The organism is Paenibacillus sp. Y301 (assembly GCF_059445505.1).
The window spans coordinates 358698-380443 of the sequence record NZ_JCAIUL010000002.1; the positions used below are offsets into that span (position 1 = coordinate 358698).

The following is a 21746-nucleotide window of genomic DNA, read 5'->3' on the forward strand; positions in this document are numbered from 1 at the left end:
TTATGAGCAAACTTTTAATATATCAATATCCACAGTGTGGTACATGCCGCAATGCGGTGAAATGGTTGCGAGCTAATGGACATGAACTTGAAATTCGTCATATCGTTGAGGCGCCACCAACAGTCTCAGAATTAAACGATTTGATTAATACAAGTGGGCTAGAATTAAAGAAGTTCTTTAATGTGAGTGGTGAAGTATATAAGAGTATGGGACTAAAGGATAAGCTTGGTGAAATGAGTCGCGAAGAACAAATCGAGTTGCTCTCTTCAAATGGAAAATTAATCAAACGCCCTATCGTAAGTAGTGGTGAACAGGTGACAGTTGGTTATAAAGAGGATCAATATGCCAATGTTTGGGGAAGCGAATAAAACGACAAAGCCTTGTTAGAGGTATGTTATACTATAACTATTGCCGCTGTTTAAGCGGAAGAAAGATATATAAGGAGCGGTTAAAAGAGTGACAAGTCATAATAATAAACAACAATCATTAATGCTGGTAGATGGAATGGCGCTATTGTTTAGGGCATATTTTGCATCAGCTACGAGTGGATATATTCGTCGAACAAAAGCTGGCGTACCTACGAATGCTATTTATGGTTTCGTACGTTATTTCTGGGATGCTGTACAGACCTTTGATCCGAGCCATGTTGTATGCTGTTGGGATCTCGGAGGCGGGACTTTTCGAACTAAGGAGTATTCCGCATATAAAGGAAATCGATCGGAAGCCCCTGATGATCTTATTCCTCAGTTTTCATTAATTCGTGATGTCATTGAAAGTTTTGGTATTCCTAATGTGAGTTACCAAGGCTTCGAGGCTGATGACTGTATTGGTACGTTAGCAGCTCAAATTAGCCAAGAAATGAATGTTATGATATTAACGGGAGATCATGATTTACTTCAACTCGTAAGTCCTGCAACCAGTGTCATTATCATGAAAAAGGGTCAGGGTAATTATAAAGTATATACACCAGAGTCTTTATATGAGGAAAAGCAACTTCGTCCTCGTCAAATCATAGATATGAAGGCACTTATGGGTGATACGAGTGATAATTATCCAGGAGTACGTGGGATTGGTGAGAAGACAGCTATCAAGTTGATCCAAGAATACGAATCTATTGAGGGAATTCTGGAGAATCTAGACAAACTCTCCTCTAGCGTACGAATAAAGATTGAGAAAGATCTAGAAATGCTACATCTTTCACGTAGACTTGCAGAGATTCATTGTGAAGTGCCCGTGGAGTGCTCCGTAGATGGTTGTCAGCTACAAATCGACAATGTTCTGATCTCTTCCAAATTTGAAGAATTAGAAATGAAGAGTTTATGTCAATTGATTGGAGTTGCAGCCGTCTAAGTGAGCAGACTAGGATCTAAATCAGTGCGAAAAGGATGGGTATGAATAGGAATACTAGCGATAATAACGTTAGTATCGTAATAGCCTATCATGCGGAAGTTGCCATAAATGGTGCATTCATTGAAGCCGATGGTGGCTCTCCAAATCCTTATGGCAATCTAATTGTAGATGGACGAGTTGCACATATGGGACACTACGGAACGACAATTGGTTTTCAGGTATAACCTCATTAGAAATCCTTAATAAATAAAGGCGACTTTTCATTCGGAAATCAAGAATGGGAAATCGCCTTTATTTATGGAATCTATTGCGGGGGGCAGTTCTCTATGAATCTATCAGGCAAGGTGAAGGATGTCGTTATTTTATAGTATCTTAAAAAGGTACAATATAATATAATGGGGGAAATTCGACCCTAGGACAGAAGGGAATGTTATACATGGGCTTGTTAGGAGCGATTGAAGCAGGTGGAACAAAGTTCGTCTGCGGTATAGGCACGAAGGATGGCGAGGTTGTGGAGAGAGTCAGTTTTCCTACAACAACACCGGAAGAAACGATGTCACAGGTAGTGGATTTTTTTAAAGGGAAAGAAGTCGAGGCCATCGGAGTTGGTTCTTTCGGGCCTATTGATCCGATTAAAGAGAGCGATACATATGGTTATATCACAACCACACCGAAACCTCATTGGAGCCAATATAATATCGTGGGTTTTATGAAGTCACATTTCGACGTACCTATTGGATTCGATACAGATGTCAATGGTGCAGCACTTGGTGAACATTTATGGGGGGCTGGACAAGGCCTAGATAGCTGTATGTATATTACAGTTGGAACAGGTATTGGTGCTGGAGCTGTCGTTAATGGGCAAATGTTACATGGACTCTCTCATCCTGAGATGGGACATATCATCGTTCGACGACATCCTGATGATAGTTATGAAGGGACATGTCCTTATCACGCTGACTGCTTAGAGGGGTTAGCTGCAGGGCCAGCTATCGGTCGCCGCGTTGGACTACAAGGTGCTGAGTTAGGTGTCGACCATCCAGCTTGGGAGCTCGAGGCTTATTATTTAGCTCAAGCATTAATGAATTATATCTTGATTCTTTCCCCACAGAAAATTATTATGGGCGGTGGAGTTATGAAGCAACAGCAGCTATTCCCACTTATTCAACGTGAGCTTCGTAGCCTCCTAAATGGTTATGTACAACATACATCCATTAGTAACGATATAGAGAACTACATTGTCTCTCCTAAATTAGGGGATAATGCAGGACTGTGTGGGGCATTAGCACTCGCAACCTTAGCACTTAAAGGAGCTTAGTCTGGAATATTGAGCCGTCACGAAATTTCGTTGACGAATATACAGTATATGGTATTATAGGAATAACAGTATAACATGGCTCGACTGAGGAAGCACCTCTCTTACTTTATTGTAAGAGGGGTGTTTTTTTGCGTGTTGTATTGAATGATGGGAGGGATGTAAGATGCAAATTTTATTTATGAATCGTCTGGTTAAAGGGTCACAACAAGATGAAGAATCAGCAGGACAAGTATGGATTGGTGAAGAGGATGGTATTTGGCATTTAGGTTGGAGAGATTTCCAAATAGGTGAAGATACGATCGATTCATCTTGGTACGAAGGTGTCTCATGGGATGAGTTACTATGCATCTATCGTCATGGTCTTGCAATCAAGTTAGGAGAGGGGTATCGACCCATCATTGAAGGTGTATTTCATGAAGAAGATGAGCAACGGTATCGTGGCCAGAGTGCTCAGAAACTATATTGTTACAGCGAGCTTCATCCACAGGAGAATCTATATTCTGAATTATGTTCATGGAGACGTAGAAGAGCAGTCTCTGAACGTAAAGCTCCTTACTTCATTGCTAGTAACAAACTGCTCCGACTCATTAGTACCTTTATCCCCCAGACAGTGGACGAGCTAATCCAACTACCGGGGGTCGGTGATGTGAAAGCCGGGGAGTACGGTGTAGATATTTTAGAAATAACAGCAAAAGTAGAACGTCATCATCATTATCCTTTAAACTGGGTTTATGGTGAATTAAATGAAGAGCTCTATATGAACTGGGTATTCAAGCAAAAAGAGCGAAAATACAAATTAGAGCTTGATCAGTATAGGATACGCCGTACACTCATGACAGGAATATCAGAAGGGAAGAGTCTCGAAGAATTAGAACAAGAATGCAATACTCCTAGGAAAGACATTCTTGAAGCTTTGGAGGAAATGGAGAAAGAAGGTTATGATACGGAATATCTTATTCAGAATGAACTATATGATATGTCTGCTGACGAGCAGAATGCCATATGGTCAGCTTTTGAAGAGTTAGGAGATCTATTGTTGAAGCCTATCCTACAAAAGGTATATGGTGAAGGGAAAGATACTATTGCGAAAGGAAGTATAGACCAACTGTATGAACGCATACGCATGATTCGCATTCGCTTTCGGCGGGGGCAGGCTTCTAGACAAGACGTCGGTTAAATAACACAAGGACGAAAGATTCTCTGTATACAGAGCGTCTTTCGTCCTTGTGCAATGATTAGAGCCAATCCTTTTTTTTGAATATGAAGAACATTCCGAAACCCAATGTAGCCATAATCCCAATAATCATAAAATAGCCATACTTCATATCTAATTCGGGCATATTTGTGAAGTTCATTCCATAAATCCCAGTAATGAGTGTTAAGGGTATGAAAATGGTAGTAATCGCTGTAAATACTCTCATAATTTCATTCGCACGATTGGCGATACTGGACTGATACGCTTCTCGTAAGTTACCCATAAGGTCGCGATAGGTTTCGAAAGTTTCTGCGATCTTAACAGCATTTTCATAAATATCGCTGAAGTATTTCTGTAGCTGGTCATCGATCAGACGAAGATCTTTCTTGTTTAAAATGTTGATTACTTCTTTCTGGGGTCCAAGAACCTTCTTCAGCCATAATATTTCGCTTCGTAGACCAATAATCTCAATGAGATGAGATTTCTTAGTGTGCATCAGAATATCTTCTTCTAATTTCTCAATCTTGGCCTCGATCCGATCACCTACAGAGAAATAATTGTCGACAACTAAGTCGATGAGCAGATATAAAAATTTATCGGGTTCACTAACTTCTTGCTCCCACAGAATGGGCTTTAGTGTTCGAAGCTCGTTTATTTTTTGGTTGGTAACCGTAATAATATAATGTCTGCCTAAGAATACGCTGAGAGCTCTTAGAAAAATTTCCTCATCATCGAATCGAATACTGTTAACTACAATGAAATAATGGTTATCGTATATTTCAATCTTAGGACGTTGTTCATCTTCACTAAGACAGTCCTCAACAGCTAGGTCATGAAGAGAAAAGAGAGGTTGTAATAAAGTGAGATCCTCTGCATCTGCATCGATCCAGTAGAATCCTTGTTCTGGTGGGGTTAGTGTAACTTGGATGTCATTAATGGGGGTGAATACCCCAGAATTAACCAACCGGATTTTCATATATATTCACTCCTTCATCCCCATAATTCGCTATGGGTAGCGCTAAATTTCTGCGCATAGAAAAGAGATCAGTCTTGTTCATGGAGTAAGAGGCTTACGCACGAAAGAGTCGAATAGCTCCTTCCTCCAACAGGCTGGTACTAGTTCTATGCGGTTGTAATGCACCAATAATCAGCTTGGGCCTCGGGTCGCCGTCCATCTTTCAGGTCACCTCTTCTTTAACCGGATTGTAATACTTGTCTAGTATAACGTCCTCCTAACATCCTTTCAAGAAGAAAAGCTGGTTACTTCTAGTCTTCAGTTTATGAAATAAGAGTGATCTAGGTGTTACTTAATATAAGTCTTTGTAAAAATGTTGAACAGTTCTTGACGAAGGTAATTTTATGATTTAAAGTTAATTCAGATTTAAATATTACCAAAATCAATTAAACTAAAAATGAATACAGCGAAATCTTATCAAGAGCAGGTGGAGGGACAGGCCCGATGAAACCCGGCAACCGGCGTGTAATACGCACGGTGCTAATTCTTGCAGGAAGATTTGTCGACTTCACTGACAAACCATTCCTGAGAGATGAGAGAGGCGCATAGATTAACGATGATGACCTTTCTCCTATGGATTTTTTCCTATGGATTAAGGTCATTTTTGTTTACAAAACCCTTTCCTCACATGATTATCGCCGATTTCAGCTAAAGGAGTGTAATCAGCATGCCAATTAAGATTCCAGATACATTGCCAGCGAAGGAAGTACTTGCCGGGGAGAATATATTCGTCATGGATGAGAGCCTGGCTTATCATCAAGACATACGTCCCTTGCGTATTGCGATTCTCAATTTAATGCCAACGAAAGAAACGACAGAAACGCAGTTACTTCGTTTACTTGGGAACTCACCACTTCAGGTTGATATCGTATTGTTGCATCCCAGATCACATACTTCCAAGAACACATCTGAAGAATACTTGAGAACATTCTATAAGACGTTTGACGAGGTGAAATCTAGTCGATTCGATGGTCTGATTATTACAGGAGCTCCAGTAGAACAGATGGAATTTGAAGACGTTAATTATTGGGAAGAGTTACAAGAAATATTTGAATGGAGCAAGACTTATGTCACCTCAACCCTTCATATATGTTGGGCATCTCAAGCAGGCCTTTATTATCACTTTGGCGTTCCCAAATATGATCTGAATGACAAAATATTTGGTGTGTTCTCACATACGATCAGTACGCCAAATGTGAAGTTGCTGAGAGGATTTGATGAATTGTTTCATGTCCCTCATTCTCGTCATACGGAAGTACGTCAGGAAGATATTGAAGGGATTCCTGAACTGGAGATCTTATCAGAATCAGAAGAAGCGGGTGTATACATTGTTGCGACGAAAGACGGCAAGCAAATCTTCGTGACAGGACATTCGGAATATGATCCATTCTCGTTGAAATGGGAATATGAACGTGATGTAGCCAAGGGTATGCAAATAGATTTACCTCAACATTATTACCCTGAAAATGATCCTTCTCGTGTACCTCCAGCGATATGGCGTGCACATGCAAGTTTATTATTCGCAAATTGGCTGAACTATTATGTATACCAAGAGACACCTTTTGATATTGGAGAAGCGATGGAAGTATGGCCACAAATATAATCAGAATATGATGATAAAGGGGAAAACACTATGAATGAGAAAGACTTACGAATAGAAAGTCGCTTGGCTCAGATCGGATCAGTTGAGGAACCAGTAACAGGTGCTATTAATTTCCCTATATATCAGGCTACAGCTTTCCGCCATCCTCAGTTAGGAAAGAGCACTGGATTTGACTACTCACGTACGAAGAACCCAACCCGTAAAGTATTAGAGGATGCTTCAGCTCAACTAGAATCTGGTGATGCGGGCTTCGCATGTAGTTCAGGAATGGCTGCATTACAGACTGTCTTTGCCATGTTCGCGCAAGGCGATCATCTTATTGTCTCTTTAGATTTATATGGCGGTACATATCGTCTATTGGAACGAATTCTTTCTAAATTCGGAGTCACTGCCTCTTATGTAGATACGAACGATATCGATGCACTAGAAAGTTCAAGACGACCTAACACCAAGGCTGTGTTTATTGAAACGCCTACGAATCCATTAATGATGATCACGGATATTGAAGCGGTATGCCTATGGGCACAACGTCATCAAATATTAACGATCGTTGATAATACATTAATGACCCCCTTCTTTCAACGTCCATTGGAGTTAGGAGCAGATATTGTCGTTCATAGTGCTACGAAGTATTTAGGTGGACATAACGATGTACTGGCAGGTCTTATTATTACAAAAGGTAAAGAACTATCGGAAGAAATGTTTTTCCTTCATAACTCGCTTGGCGCAGTTCTTGGTCCAACAGACTCTTATCAACTTATGCGTGGGATGAAGACATTGGCACTCCGAATGGAACGTCATGAGAGTAATGCGATTCGAATAGCTGAATACTTAACGACTCATTCTGCTGTAGCTGAAGTATTTCATCCGTACTTGAAGGATCATCCTGGCCATGATATTCAGAAGAAGCAGTGTAGTGGCAACACGGGGATTTTCTCATTTAAAGTGAAAGATGCTCGGTATGTAGAACCCTTACTTAGACATATCCGATTAATTGCTTTTGCGGAAAGTCTCGGTGGTGTTGAATCGTTGATGACTTACCCGGCAGTACAGACACATGCAGACATTCCATTGGAGATTCGTGATGCCATTGGTGTAGATGATAGATTACTTCGTTTCTCTGTTGGAATAGAACATGTAGAGGATTTAATAGCAGATCTTGGTGGGGCATTAGATGCAGCGCGTCAAGAAATTGAAGGAGGACAATAAGCATGAGTAGTCAACAACAATCAGGAAAAAGTTCTCCCAAAGATCTGGATTTTGCTACAAAGTTAATTCATTTTGGATCTGAAATTGACCGAACTACAGGTGCATCAAGTGTTCCAATCTATCAAGCATCCACATTTCATCATGAAGATATATTTAATCCACCTCTGCATGACTACAGTCGTTCTGGCAATCCAACGCGTCAGGCTTTAGAAGATTATATATCTTTATTAGAAGGTGGCGAACGCGGCTTAGCCTTTGCATCAGGTATGGCAGCCATCTCAAGTACATTCATGCTCTTATCGGCTGGGGATCATATCATTGTCACAGAGGATGTATATGGTGGAACTTATCGTCTCTTAACAAGTATTCTTAGCAGATTAGGAATTGAGACAACGTTCGTTGATATGACAGATTTGGATCAAGTGAAACAAGCACTTAGATCTAACACCAAAGCCGTTTATATGGAAACACCGTCTAACCCTACATTAAGAATTACTGATATACAAGCGGTAACTGACTGGGCAAAAGAGCATGATCTCCTTACGATGTTGGATAATACGTTTATGACGCCTTACCATCAACGCCCAATTGAACAAGGTGTAGATATTATCATCCATAGTGCTACTAAATTTCTAGGGGGACACAGTGACGTTCTTGCTGGCCTTACAGTGGCTAGGACGGCGTCGATCGGTCAGCAATTAAAGCAACTTCAGAATGGATTGGGTGCTGTACTCGGTCCACAGGATTCCTGGCTTCTTATGCGTGGAATGAAGACCTTGAAAACACGTATGAATCAAAGTGAAATCAGTGCGGGGAAGCTTGCAAATTGGCTTAATGAACGACAGGATATTTCTGCGGTTTATTATCCGGGTCTGGCAGAGCACCCAGGTAGAGAAATTCATGAGAAGCAGTCCACGGGTTATGGTGCAGTTGTGTCCTTTGATGTTGGCTCAGGAGAACGAGCTAAGAAGGTACTGAACAAAGTTAAAATTCCATTAGTTGCTGTAAGTCTAGGTGCTGTTGAAAGTATTTTGTCTTATCCCGCGATGATGTCTCATGCGGCTATGCCTGTCGAAGTTCGTGCTGAGAGAGGTATTACAGACGGATTACTCCGCTTCTCTCTAGGTTTAGAGGACATTGAGGATTTAATTGAAGATCTTGATCAAGCCCTCCAAGAGGATTAAGAATGAACAGCATCGTTTAGGCGGTGCTGTTTCTTCTTCTGAATCTAATATGTTAAGATGAAGAGTAGTTATTATATTTTTATTTGTTTTTATTATCCATATCAAGGGAGGTTACCTTTATGAATACGGTAGATCGTATTCTAGATAAAGCAGTACGCGGTGAGCGACTTAATCTAGAAGAAGGCGTTAGGCTGTTAGAGAGTAACGAGATCGAGAAACTAGGACATACAGCGGATATTCTTATGAAACGGATACATCCTGACCCGATTACGACCTTTGTTATTGGGCGGAATGTTAATTATACCAATGTCTGTGATACATATTGTAGGTTCTGTGCTTTCTATAGAGCCCCAGGTTCTAGTGAAGGTTATGTATTACCAGATGAAGCTATCTTCAAGAAGATTCAAGAAACACAGGACGTTGAAGGTACCGAGATTCTGATGCAAGGTGGAACGAATCCAGATCTTCCATTTAATTATTATACGAACCTGCTCAGAGGTATTAAACAACGATTCCCTAATATTACGATGCATTCCTTCTCACCTGCTGAGATTCGCAAGATGCAGGAGGTTTCTGGTGGATTATCCCTAGAAGAGGTTGTTCGTGAGCTTCATGAAGCGGGACTTGATTCCCTTCCAGGTGGTGGAGCCGAAATTCTAGATGATCGTATTCGCAAAAAGATTAGCCGCTTAAAGGGCACTTGGCGTGAATGGATGGATGTCATGCAAATCGCGCACAAGCAAGGTATGAATACAACGGCTACAATGGTTATTGGTTTTGGTGAGACGATGGAAGAGAGAGCATTACACATGCTACGGATTCGTGATGCGCAAGATGAGTGTATTACAAATAAGTATAACTCCAAAGGCTTCTTAGCATTCATTCCATTTACTTTCCAACCAGATAACACGAACTATGCACGTGAACGCGAGACCCCAGAAGCTTATCTGAAGACGGTAGCGGTGGGTCGTATTTTACTTGATAATGTTCCAAATTTACAGTCATCATGGGTAACGATGGGACCTGAAGTAGGTAAATTGTCTTTAAGTTATGGATGCAATGACTTCGGGAGTACGATGATGGAAGAAAACGTGGTTTCTTCTGCTGGTACGGTTCATAAGGTCAACATAGAGTCTATTCTTGGATTAATTCGTGAAGCGGGTAAAATACCAGCTCAACGTAATACGAAATATGACATCTTGAAGGTCTTTGAAGAAGGAACAACCATCGATCGTGATTTTATCATGCAGAATTAAAAGAAAGTGATGAAGAGGGCTGTCCCAGAAAGTCGGAAAACGACTTTCTGGGATTAGCCCTTTTTACTTTTAATACCAACCTTTTCAGTTAGAATGCTTATGGGCTAAGTAACTGAGAAATGTTAGCTTGTTTTCCACTAACACCTTCCGTATATCCTTTGTTCAGGGACCATATACTTAACAAGGATAATGAAAGGAGTGATCTCCATGGTACTATTCAGTATATCAGCTAAGATAGCATCTGCAGAAGAAGTGGTTCTATTCGAAAGCATCGTATCAAGAAAGAACAAAGAACTACATAAGAAATATAAACCATTGAAATTCTCATGTATCTCGAGTGAAGGTACGTCAGTGTGGAAATGCATGGGGAATGAACAAAAGATCTCCTTGGGAGATGGAATGGACTCCTTGTACCAGCTTGCTGCAGAGGCAGCAGCGGAAGTCATCTTAGAAATAAAGGAACAACATATAATCAGAACCTTACTGCGGGATGAATTTGATTTTTCGGGGAAAGAGGATTCAGAGCGAATTATAAAACACTGCATCTCTTTAGTAGAAAAAGGAAATGGAGCCCCAAACGAACCATGGAAACGTCGATATAAGATGCTTACCAAAAATTTGTACCAATGTTTCCGGGAGAGTCCTATAGTAAATATAGATGGATTTATCTCGTTTCGCCTTCAAAATTATGGTGTTGAACTTCGAGAGATCATAGAATATGCCGTAGATGAGTTCTTAGTTGACCGGCAATATGAAGAATTTGTAGGTTTACTTAAATATTTCGTGTATTTTCAAGAGCCACAGATTCCATTAGTTCATGTTGTTCATAAGGGCGGTCAGGAACTTTTACTATTTGATGGAAAAATGAATCCTTTGGAGGCTAAAACAAACGAAGGTGTTTTTGTAGAAAGAATTAATCAGCAGGATATGGAAATGGAGGATGCCGTTGTGAGTACGCTTATTTCGGTATCTCCAGCCAAATTGATTCTTCACACTAGGGATCCACAAATGCCGGCGGTGAAGACGATACTGCAAATTTTTGATAAGCGCGTGGAAGTATGCCATTATTGTCCACAATGCCACACCTTCTTTAGAGAGAAAGAGAAGATATGACTTGACGTTTAGTGTCAGCTAGAATTATAATTACTGTTAAATTGACTAAAAGCAATGAAAAAGACATGAACCACGAAGATTTGGACTGTACAGAGAGAGGGAACCAGGCTGTAATTCCCTTCAGTATCCGACGTTGGTTTACCCCTTTGTAGCTGTGATTATGAACTTCTCTGATGTGTTACATTTGGAGAACAGTAAGAATCACCGGTTCATAACCGTTATGAAATGCTGATGAAGGATATGGGTATTGCATTCAATGTTTCAAGAATGTATTGCAACTATCAAATTAGGGTGGAACCACGGGTGATAACACTCGTCCCTTACCGGGATGAGTGTTTTTTTGTTGTCTTTTTTTAAAATAGAAATATCTAGGAGGAATTAATATGGCAGTAAGCATTAAATTACCGGACGGTTCCGTTCGTGAGTATGCTGAAGGTAGTAGTATTGAAGATGTAGCAGCATCCATAAGTAGTGGCTTGAAGAAGAGTGCTGTAGCAGGTAAGTTAAATGGGGTCGTTGTGGACTTGTCCACTCCATTGGAAGAAGGAGCTCTCATTGAAATTGTGACTCTGGATTCTCCAGAAGGTATTGAAGTAATGCGTCACAGTACAGCCCATGTTATGGCCCAAGCGGTTAAGCGTTTGTTCGGTAACAAAGAAGTTCATCTTGGGATTGGTCCTGTGATTGAAGATGGTTTCTATTATGATATGGATCTTGAGCATCCACTTAATCCTGAAGATTTACAGAAGATTGAGAAAGAAATGGAACGCATTATTGGTGAGAACTTACCAATCGTTCGTAGAGAAGTTAGCCGTGAAGAAGCACTACAAATATTCGGCGAACTTGGAGATCCATACAAGATAGAATTAATTAATAATCTTCCGGAAGACAGTATTATTTCCATGTACGATCAAGGTGAATTCTTCGATCTATGTCGTGGACCACATCTACCTTCAACAGGAAAGATTAAAGTGTTTAAGCTGATGAATGTGGCTGGAGCCTACTGGCGCGGAGATAGTAAGAACAAGATGTTGCAACGTATTTACGGAACAGTATTCCCTAAGAAGGCCCAATTGGACGAGCATTTACACTTCTTAGAAGAAGCGAAGAAACGTGATCATCGTAAACTAGGAAAAGAGCTAAAAATGTTCACATTCTCACCTCTTGTAGGTCAAGGTCTTCCCATGTGGTTGCCTAAAGGTGCTAAGTTACGTCGGACATTGGAACGTTATATCGTAGATATGGAAGAGAGTCTAGGGTATCAACATGTTTACACACCAGTGCTTGGTAATGTGGAACTTTACAAAACTTCAGGTCACTGGGAGCACTATCAAGAGGACATGTTCCCCAAAATGGAACTTGATAATGAGGAACTTGTGTTGCGTCCTATGAACTGTCCTCATCACATGATGGTATATAAGAGTGATATGCGCAGTTACCGCGATCTACCTATCCGTATTGCAGAACTTGGTATGCAACATCGTTATGAAATGTCAGGAGCATTGACTGGTTTACACCGTGTTCGTGCGATGACACTGAATGATGCTCATATCTTCTGCCGACCTGACCAGATCAAGGAAGAATTTAAGCGTGTTGTGACATTGATTACTAAAGTGTATGAAGACTTTGGAATCAAGGAATATCGTTTTAGACTATCTTATAGAGACCCACTGGATACTGAGAAATATTGGCCAGATGATGAAATGTGGGAATCCACTCAACGTATCCTTCGTGAAGTTGTTGAAGAAATGGGACTTCCATTCTTTGAAGCTGAAGGTGAAGCTGCGTTCTACGGTCCTAAACTAGACGTTCAAGTGAAGACAGCCCTTGGTAAGGAAGAGACGCTTTCTACAACTCAAATCGACGTACTATTGCCTGAACGATTCGAGTTGGAATATATCGGTGATGATGGACAGAAGCATCGTCCAGTCGTAATTCACCGTGGTATTCTTGGAACGATGGAGCGCATGACTGCATTCCTACTTGAGAACTTCGCCGGTGCGCTTCCACTATGGTTGTCACCAGTTCAAGTAAAAGTTATTCCGGTGTCAGGTGCCTTTGAAGATTACGCCAATGAAGTCGCAGATAAGCTTAAGTTAAGTGGTATTTCTGTTGAAGCTGATCTTCGTAACGAAAAATTGGGTTACAAAATCCGCGAAAGCCAACTTGAGAAAATACCGTATATGTTCGTCATTGGTGAGAATGAAATGAATGGTGGCACAGTTTCCATCCGTAAACGTGGCGAAGGAGACATCGGAACTAAACCTTTGGATGAGGTTATTTCCATGCTGAAGGAAGAAATATCAAACCATCAAATTTCATAATTAATGAACCTGTTGGATGTTTTTTTAGTCCTCTGCTAAGTGAAGGACTGTCAAGCAATGTACATATGCTTGGCAGTCCTTCATGTATATTTACCTGTTTAAATGGGAACCCTCGCTAGTAAGGGGGAGATTTTCTTATGAACAAGGTTAAAATAGGGCAGAGGATTTTGTTATGTATATTTTTGGTAGGATTGGTGATTGGGGAGAAAACAACGTATGCTTCAATGAATTATTCACAATGTTATTACGCGGGAATTCCTGAAAATATATGCTATAAGCAACAGGTATATAATGCTACTCCTAAATCTAATGTAAGTAAGGATAAAGCAAAGAAGAATACCACAGTGAAGGCGAAGCAATCAACGACTAAATCCACAACACCGGCTGTTGCAGTGTCGGCTCCAAGCCAAGACCAAGTCATTCGAACAGTGAAGGTAGTAGCAACAGGGTACACAGCTGGATATGAATCTACAGGTAAGAAACCTAACCATCCTGAATACGGGATTACGTATTCGGGTGTAAAGGTGAAACGCGATAAAAACAAGGTATCAACAATTGCTGCCGATCCTAAAGTATTTCCATTAGGTAGTATTTTGTATATTCCAGGCTATGGTTACGGTATTGTAGCTGATACGGGTTCTGCCATTAAGGGGCGGAAGATTGACCTATATTTTGCAACAACGAAGCAAGTGTATAAAGAATGGGGTAAGAAAGATGTGGAAGTACAAGTGATTAAGCGCGGGAATGGGAAATGTACTGAAAAGATGGTACAGAGCCTAGGAAAGGCGATTGAGACCTATAAATCGTTACCTGCATTTGTGCTTGAACAATCGATTTGATGAAGGAAACTACGGCATTAGATTTTTATCGCTCTGCTACTGCATAATTTTTCGTCCGTGTTACATACTATGGACTGGGGAAAAGTCGTAGCCCTACTTAAAGTTTGCATAAGCAAACCTAAGAGGAGGTGAAAATCTCATGGCCAACAATCAAAACATGAATTCGAAACAAAAGAAAGTACAGGATAATTACAAAACACCTGATGAAAAGTTTAACGCTGAATTCGCTGAGGAAAATGGTAAAATTCAGAAACCAAATAAAGTGCAAGATAATTACAAGACACCGGATGAAAAGTATGATGAGGAGTTTAAATCTCAAAATTAGTTTTTGATCATTGAGACCCCTTAAGTATTTTTTTGACAAGTTAAGAATGCCCTCAACGCTTATCGTTGGGGGCATTTTTTCATATGACTTCATCTCATCCTCTAGACCGAGTCATGTTCATTCTGTGGCCTGTATCCGAAATGATAACTCTATTGTAAACTAAGGATAACGTAAGAGGATAAGGGGGATGTTGAACATGAAAAAGGGATGGGCAGATCGTTTTTTTGGCGGATTTGTGCTTATCGGAATTGGGATTATATTTCTACTTCAGCAGATGGGGTATGTAGATATTAGTATAGGTTCTATTATTTCAACGTTTTGGCCGCTAATCTTAATCTATTTAGGGCTTAAGAACATGTTGACTGCACGTGGTGAAGGGGGTTCCTTTATAGGCTCATTCATCTTACTAGCGGTAGGGGGATATTTTCAAGCACGGGCATTAGATTGGGTCTTCTTAAGTCCTGGTGAGTTCTTTAAGTTTCTTATTCCTGGGTTTCTGATTCTTTGTGGTCTTTATGTCATTTTCAAGCCTACCCGGTCTACAACTAAACCTGATAAGAAAATGAAGACACCTATTGAGCCAATGGGGTATCCACCAGAACCATCTGAGCTACCGGATTTACCTGATCTGGAATCTCAATCGACGTTAGATAAACAGTTTGAAGAAAAGTTTGGAGTTTCGTTTGCAGATAAAAAGCAGGATAAAAGACGAATCAGTTTTGATATTCATATGGGTGATGATAGCGAGCATGAAGAAGAGGATGAAACGTATCATATTCGCGACAAAAGACACAAATTCAAGGCTCAATATGACAACTATAGCGACGGTGAGAAGGTTAATAAATCGGCCTTCATTGGCGATGTTCATATGGGCAGTGATTATTTCGAGCTAAAGCCTACTAACATATCTCAGTTCATAGGAGACGCGGTACTTGATCTGACGAAAGCTCAAATTCCGTACGGAAAGACTAAGATTAATATCTCTGCTTTCATCGGTGATATTAAGATATATGTTCCCAATGACATGGACTTGGGTATTAAGGTGAATTCAAGTTCCTTTATTGGCGACATGACCATATTATCTCAATCTAAAAGCGGATTCATGAGCTCCGTTCAATCCTCAACGCCTTATTACAAAGAGGCTCAAAAGAAAATAGTCATTAATGTCAGCGCCTTTATTGGTGACATTAAAGTGAACACGGTAGGTTAAGCGAATGGTGAAAATTCTGAAAAACACGAAATGGTTGTTAATGTTTTATTTTTTACTGAGTGGAGTCGTTATGGCTGCGATTATATATATGGGTATTTATATGGGCTATATTGAAGTGAAAGATAATGTCATGTGGTTGTATTATTCCCTTGGCATTATTATATTCACTGTGGTCATTGGTTACATGGCAGGGCAGCGCATTCAGCGAGGAATCGATGTCCTAGATCTTAATATGTTACAGGTTGCTAAAGGGAATCTATCTGTGCGGATGCCTATAGCAGAGGATCAATCGTTCGCACGGGTATACCATGAATTTAATACGATGATCGATGCGATTGAGAAGAAGATGATGTTACTACAACGATTAGGTGTTCAAGAAGTGGTAGAGAAAGAAAAAGCATCAGAGAATGCGGTATTAGAAGAACGCAGAAGGATGGCGAGAGATCTGCATGACACCGTAAGTCAGCAACTCTTCGCCATTCATATGTCTGCATCGGCTCTTCCGAAGGTATTAGTTCAGAATGAAGAGCAAGGTAAGTTGGTTCTCGAACAGTTAATTACGATGTCTCATATGGCACAGAAGCAAATGCGCGCACTTATTGCGCAGTTGCGACCCGTAGAATTAGAAGGGAAGAGTCTGGCAGAAGCACTGGAGAAGTGGTTCCCCGATTATTGCCGTCAGAATGGACTTAAAGGAATAAAGGAAATGGAGTTACAAGGAGAATTGTCAGAAGCTATAGAACATCAGCTATTCCTGATCATACAAGAAGCGATGGCTAATATCGTAAAGCATGCACATGCGGTATTAGTTAGTATGTCTTTGCGCGAAGGGCAACATCAAGTGGTACTTAGTCTTAGTGATGATGGCCAAGGGTTTAACGAAGGGTTTCAGAAACAAGGATCCTATGGATTACTTACGATGCGTGAGCGAGCAGAAAAATTGGGTGGACATGTAGAAATTATAAGTAAAGAAGGCGCAGGGACAACGATTCGCGTACATATTCCTAAATTTACTCCTGGAGAGAATGATTCCGTGTCTACATATGAGGGGGAAGTATAAGTATGGAAGGAAATATCCGGATTTTACTCGTAGATGACCATGATATGGTTCGAATGGGTCTCAAGACGTATTTAATGTTAGAGCCAAAGTTCGAAGTTATTGGGGAGGCAAGAAACGGTCAGGAAGTATTAGATATATTAAGAAAAGGAATACCTGAGGGTCCACCTGATTTAATATTAATGGATCTAATGATGCCTATCATGAATGGAGCCGAGACGACTAAGGCAGTGCTCAAAGAATATCCGCAATTAAAAATAGTGATCCTAACCAGCTTTTTAGAAGATAATCTAGTAGTGGATGCGATTGAAGCAGGTGCTGTAAGTTATGTGCTTAAGACAGTATCAGCTGATGAGCTCATATATGCGTTACAAGGTGCCTATAGAGGGATGCCCGTGATGACTGGCGATGTCTCCCAAGCTCTTACTAGAGGCATTCGCCAAAGGATGGTCGAAGCAGATTCATCTGGACTTACAGAGCGTGAAAAGGAAGTACTCCTTCTTATTGCTGAAGGTAAAAGTAACAAGGATATCGGAGAAGAACTACATATCAGCATTAAGACGGTTAAAACGCATGTTAGTAATTTACTCATGAAATGTGAACTAGATGATCGAACACAACTCGCTATTTTTGCTCATCGTAAAGGGTGGGCCAAGGTAGATCTGTAAAAAAATATGTTTTATCTCCCTTTAAATTGTTTTTAATGTGACTTTAAGGTTAATAGTACATGATAAGAACAGTTAAATAATATCCCACCTACAAATAGTGAGGTTAGGGTATAGGAGGTAATTATATATGGACGAACGCGATAATAAATTCGGACGGTTGGATGATGAATTAGATCAAGAGATGTCAAAAGAAAAAGATTCCTCAGAATCAGGTTCTTCCTATTATTATTCCTACGGACCATTTCAATCGATAAGTAAAGATAGTGTGATACAGAACGAAGCAGATTCCTATGATCGTGATCGAGACAAAGTGGAGATTACGCCACCGCAGCCTCTTCGAAACTTACCTGTGGGGAATTCTTTTAATTCACCGCGAAATGGTCAAGATGGAGGAGATAACAACGGTGGTTCTGGTGGAAATGGAAATTGGCAATATAGTAAGAAACCTAAGAGTTCAGTAAAAACGATATTAGTTTCATTCCTAGCAGGTATGTTGGTCATTACTTCACTCATGTTTACAGCGGATCGGATGAACTTGTTCACACCGGACACGCCGCTAGCGGCGATTGCTCCAATTGAATCCAATGCAACAGCGGTAACAACACCTAGTAATAATGAAAATGCCGCGGCTACTACGACTACTTTACCGTTAACTAGTCCAGGGAATGTCTCTGCGGTATTTAAGGAAGCAAGTCCTGCCGTGGTGAAGATTGCAACCTTGGTTAAATCGGGTAAAGCTAAAAGTGGACAGCAGTCCAACCCCTATTCAAGTGACCCATTCTCCTATTTCTTCGGGGATCAGTTCGGTGGAAGTGGAAGTAGCGGTCAAGGAAACGGAGGTTCATCTTCGAACTCTGATTCTACAACCGAATCAGATCAACTAGTTCCTTACGGTATTGGATCTGGATTTATCTATGAAAAGTCGGGTTACATTCTAACGAATCAACATGTTATTGACGGCGCAGATGTAATTCAAGTGACGTTAGAAGGCAATAACAAACCTTATGAAGCTAAATTGCTTGGTTCAAGTAAGGATCTTGATTTGGCAGTGTTAAAGATTGAGGGTGACAACAATTTCCCTATCGTTCCAATGGGTAATTCGGATAAAGCTGCAGTAGGTGAGAGTGTAGTAGCTATCGGTAATCCCCAAGGGTTCGACCACACGGTAACATCTGGTGTGCTTAGTGCAAAAGAACGTAGTATAGATATCAATGAGGAAGATGGTAGTGGTACTCGTAAGTACGAGCATTTACTACAGACAGATGCTTCTATTAATCCAGGTAACTCTGGTGGACCGCTATTGAATCTCAATGGTGAAGTTATCGGAATGAATGTGGCGGTAAGCGCAGATGCTCAAGGGATTGGATTTGCTATCCCTACCAGTGTGATTTCAGAAGTCGTGGATAAACTGAAGAATAATCAAGAAATTCCAAAAGATCCGGTTCCATTCATTGGTGCATCATTAATCACACTAACCGATGAAGTTGCAAAACAAATGGGAACGACTTTGAAAGAAGGATCAGTCATTGCTGAGATCACATATAAATCTCCTGCCTATGTAGCTGACCTTCGTCCGTACGACATCATTACTGGAATCAATGGTACAGATTATCCTACAAGCCAAGATCTCATTGATTTCATTCAGAAGCAAGAAGTGAGCACGAAGATAACAATCAATATTGTCAGAGACGGTAGAAAGATGGATCTCCCTGTAACGATAGGAGATCGTAATGGGTTTGATATCCAAACGACTCAGGAATAGAAGTGGTGTGACTAAATAGCGGAAGGGAAACTCCCCTTCCGCTATTTATATATGGATATATAGCTAGAGTGTTCGTGGTTGGTTACAATAGAGCATAGAGGCTAAGGATAATCGGTAGATGCCTAATTATGCAATAATAAAGGGGTTATGATTTATTTATGCGTTCCACTATTCTACTAATTGATGATGATGAGAAAATTATTTCTATGTTACGCAGGGGTCTTGCTTTTGAAGGCTACGATGTTCTAACTGCAGCAAATGGTGCTGAAGGCTTGCATATGATTCTGGATAGTGAACCAGATCTTGTTGTATTAGATATTATGATGCCTAAGGTGGATGGATTCGAAGTATGTCGAAGACTTCGGGAAGGGGGAAGTAATGTTCCTATTCTCATGTTGACAGCCAAAGATGAGATCGAACATAGAGTCAAAGGATTAGATCTTGGTGCAGACGACTATTTGGTTAAGCCTTTTGCCCTCGAAGAGTTGTTAGCACGTGTGCGTGCACTTCTTCGCCGTAAGCCAGGACCGAATGAGGCAGGCGAACCTAAGCTTAGTTATGAAGATATTATCTTGGATATGGATGCAAGAGAAGTACTTCGTGGAGGGGTTAGATTAGAGTTAACAGCGAAGGAATTTGAATTGCTGAACTTATTTATGCAGAATCCCAAAAGAGTACTATCGCGTGACTTGATTATGGATAAGATATGGGGTTATGACTACAGTGGTGAATCTAATGTATTAGAAGTATATATAGCGATGTTACGTCAAAAGTTGGAAGAGCATGGAGGCAAGAGGATCATACAGACGATCCGTGGAGCAGGATATATTCTAAGAGGAGATACATAATATGTCCATCCGATTCCGATTAACAGCATGGTATTCCGCTATTTTAGCTGTAACACTTATCATCTTCGGGTCTGCTGTTTATGGTGTGATTTATTATAATACGTACGATGAAGTAGAGCAGCGTATTTATCAGCAGAATCAACGAGTGAAAACGACAATTATAGTTGATGTAGTTAGAGGAACATATGATTTCTCGGTGAGATCAGCAAGTAATTTTGATGAGTCTCAGACCTTTGTGCAAGTTTTTAATTATACTAACGGTGTAATCAACCCAGATGACAACTTGAAAAGAGTAGGTATGGAGATACCCATTCCATCTGGAAAACCAGAAACCATGGTCAAAGGGTATAGCAAGGTTCAAATTCAAGGGAATCCATTTTTGGTTTATCAAGAGCCCTTTATTTACAATGGAGAAATCATTGGACTGTTACAAATCGCAACTTATGTAGGTTCAGAACAGAATCTATTAAATGGTCTTCAGAATATACTCGTATTAGGCTCGGTGATCATGATTATTATTGCTTCGAGCTTTGGGTTATTTCTTGCGCATAAATCCATTCGACCTATAGGCAAGGTGATTGAGGCAGCTAATCAGATACAGAAGGGTGCAGATCTTAGCTTACGAATTGAGTATAAGGGCCCTAATGATGAAATTGGCCAATTAATTGGCACTGTCAATAATATGCTTAGCCGGATGAATGGATTCTATAAAGAATTAGAAGACGCCTATGCAGCTCAGCGAAGATTCGTATCGGATGCTTCACATGAACTAAGAACACCACTTACGACGATACGAGGCAATGTTGATTTACTCGAAAAGATATGGGATGAAGAACAGGGTAATCGTTCTAATATGGATGAAGAGACGATGCGAGTCATGACAAAAGAAGCATTAAATGACATCTCGGATGAAGCCAAACGAATGAGTCAACTTGTCGTTGATATGCTTTCATTAGCACGTGCAGATACGGGTCAGACCTTTGCGAAAACCCCCGTACCACTCGAGCCATTGGTCGAGGAAGTAGCTCGACGTGCACAATTCCTGCCTCATCAAGCAGAGTGGATTATAGGTAACTTATCCACGTTAAATGGTGTTTATGTGAACGGAAATAAGGACTATCTACAGCAAATGTTGTTTATTTTCATAGAGAATGCTTTTAAATATACACCTGAAGGTCAAGTATCCTTAGATGCATTTAAATATCAAGATCAAGTGGGAATACGTGTAGCGGATACGGGAATTGGAATGAATAAAGAGGATGTACCCCTTATCTTTGATCGTTTCTATCGAGCAGACCAGTCTAGAGGTGTCACAGAAGGTATTGGGCTAGGGTTGTCGATTGCGAAATGGATTATTGAAGAAATGGATGGTTCGATTGAAGTGGTGACAAAAGTGAATGAGGGAACCACCTTTATTATCTGGCTTCCTATGATCTTTCCTGTCCCTTTGGAATAGGGTATAATGAGGAA

At 40.5% G+C, this 21746-nt stretch carries 20 protein-coding genes and 1 riboswitch; of the genes, 19 read left to right on the forward strand and 1 reads right to left on the reverse strand.

From position 1 onward, the window contains the following. Positions 1-2 precede the first annotated feature (2 nt). The 5 genes from AC1D69_RS05180 to AC1D69_RS05200 all read left to right on the forward strand — a co-directional run bounded on the left by AC1D69_RS05180 (position 3) and on the right by AC1D69_RS05200 (position 3845). Entirely contained in the window at positions 3-368 is a 366-nt protein-coding gene (locus tag AC1D69_RS05180) for an arsenate reductase family protein (protein ID WP_495455074.1), read from the forward strand. 121 nt (positions 369-489) lie between these two features. After that, entirely contained in the window at positions 490-1350 is an 861-nt protein-coding gene (locus AC1D69_RS05185) for a 5'-3' exonuclease (protein WP_495455298.1), read from the forward strand. A 41-nt stretch (positions 1351-1391) separates the two neighbouring features. Then, on the forward strand, positions 1392-1574 hold the full coding sequence (locus tag AC1D69_RS05190; protein ID WP_495455075.1) for a hypothetical protein: 183 nt from the start codon (positions 1392-1394) through the stop codon (positions 1572-1574). A 212-nt stretch (positions 1575-1786) separates the two neighbouring features. Beyond that, positions 1787-2668, forward strand: a complete 882-nt coding sequence (locus tag AC1D69_RS05195) for an ROK family protein (RefSeq protein WP_495455076.1) — start codon at positions 1787-1789, stop codon at positions 2666-2668. Between the two features lie 163 nt (positions 2669-2831). Further along, positions 2832-3845, forward strand: a complete 1014-nt coding sequence (locus AC1D69_RS05200) for an HRDC domain-containing protein (protein WP_495455077.1) — start codon at positions 2832-2834, stop codon at positions 3843-3845. A gap of 58 nt (positions 3846-3903) precedes the next feature. Here AC1D69_RS05200 and corA read toward each other — a convergent pair whose 3' ends face one another. Next, positions 3904-4839: a magnesium/cobalt transporter CorA gene (gene corA / locus AC1D69_RS05205; RefSeq protein WP_495455078.1), complete on the reverse strand. Its 936-nt coding sequence runs from the start codon at positions 4837-4839 to the stop codon at positions 3904-3906. Positions 4840-5289: 450 nt separating this feature from the next. Next, positions 5290-5417: riboswitch (SAM riboswitch) on the forward strand. A 128-nt stretch (positions 5418-5545) separates the two neighbouring features. Here corA and metA point away from each other — a divergent pair. The 14 genes from metA to AC1D69_RS05275 all read left to right on the forward strand — a co-directional run bounded on the left by metA (position 5546) and on the right by AC1D69_RS05275 (position 21732). After that, complete coding sequence (metA, locus tag AC1D69_RS05210; RefSeq protein WP_495455079.1) at positions 5546-6481, forward strand: homoserine O-acetyltransferase MetA; 936 nt, start codon at positions 5546-5548, stop codon at positions 6479-6481. A 30-nt stretch (positions 6482-6511) separates the two neighbouring features. Then, complete coding sequence (locus AC1D69_RS05215; RefSeq protein WP_495455080.1) at positions 6512-7690, forward strand: aminotransferase class I/II-fold pyridoxal phosphate-dependent enzyme; 1179 nt, start codon at positions 6512-6514, stop codon at positions 7688-7690. A gap of 2 nt (positions 7691-7692) precedes the next feature. Further along, the gene (locus tag AC1D69_RS05220; RefSeq protein ID WP_495455081.1) at positions 7693-8874 is read left to right on the forward strand and encodes a trans-sulfuration enzyme family protein; all 1182 of its coding nucleotides are present in this window, start codon (positions 7693-7695) and stop codon (positions 8872-8874) included. A 119-nt stretch (positions 8875-8993) separates the two neighbouring features. Beyond that, entirely contained in the window at positions 8994-10130 is a 1137-nt protein-coding gene (mqnC, locus tag AC1D69_RS05225) for a cyclic dehypoxanthinyl futalosine synthase (RefSeq protein WP_495455082.1), read from the forward strand. A gap of 207 nt (positions 10131-10337) precedes the next feature. After that, positions 10338-11243, forward strand: coding sequence for a putative sporulation protein YtxC (locus AC1D69_RS05230; RefSeq protein ID WP_495455083.1), 906 nt, complete (start codon positions 10338-10340; stop codon positions 11241-11243). Between the two features lie 383 nt (positions 11244-11626). Further along, positions 11627-13567, forward strand: a complete 1941-nt coding sequence (gene thrS, locus AC1D69_RS05235) for a threonine--tRNA ligase (protein ID WP_495455084.1) — start codon at positions 11627-11629, stop codon at positions 13565-13567. A 137-nt stretch (positions 13568-13704) separates the two neighbouring features. After that, positions 13705-14406, forward strand: a complete 702-nt coding sequence (locus AC1D69_RS05240; protein ID WP_495455085.1) for a 3D domain-containing protein — start codon at positions 13705-13707, stop codon at positions 14404-14406. Positions 14407-14545: 139 nt separating this feature from the next. After that, the gene (locus AC1D69_RS05245) at positions 14546-14731 is read left to right on the forward strand and encodes a hypothetical protein (RefSeq protein WP_495455086.1); all 186 of its coding nucleotides are present in this window, start codon (positions 14546-14548) and stop codon (positions 14729-14731) included. Positions 14732-14927: 196 nt separating this feature from the next. Next, complete coding sequence (gene liaF, locus AC1D69_RS05250) at positions 14928-15941, forward strand: cell wall-active antibiotics response protein LiaF (RefSeq protein WP_495455087.1); 1014 nt, start codon at positions 14928-14930, stop codon at positions 15939-15941. A 4-nt stretch (positions 15942-15945) separates the two neighbouring features. Then, positions 15946-17001, forward strand: a complete 1056-nt coding sequence (locus AC1D69_RS05255; protein WP_495455088.1) for a sensor histidine kinase — start codon at positions 15946-15948, stop codon at positions 16999-17001. A 2-nt stretch (positions 17002-17003) separates the two neighbouring features. Then, complete coding sequence (locus tag AC1D69_RS05260; RefSeq protein ID WP_495455089.1) at positions 17004-17666, forward strand: response regulator; 663 nt, start codon at positions 17004-17006, stop codon at positions 17664-17666. A 127-nt stretch (positions 17667-17793) separates the two neighbouring features. After that, positions 17794-19428 carry a S1C family serine protease gene (locus tag AC1D69_RS05265; RefSeq protein WP_495455090.1) on the forward strand — a complete coding sequence of 545 codons (1635 nt, stop codon included), beginning with the start codon at positions 17794-17796 and terminating at the stop codon, positions 19426-19428. Between the two features lie 158 nt (positions 19429-19586). Further along, positions 19587-20276, forward strand: a complete 690-nt coding sequence (locus AC1D69_RS05270; RefSeq protein ID WP_495455091.1) for a response regulator transcription factor — start codon at positions 19587-19589, stop codon at positions 20274-20276. A 1-nt stretch (position 20277) separates the two neighbouring features. Then, complete coding sequence (locus AC1D69_RS05275; RefSeq protein ID WP_495455092.1) at positions 20278-21732, forward strand: sensor histidine kinase; 1455 nt, start codon at positions 20278-20280, stop codon at positions 21730-21732. Positions 21733-21746 lie beyond the last annotated feature (14 nt).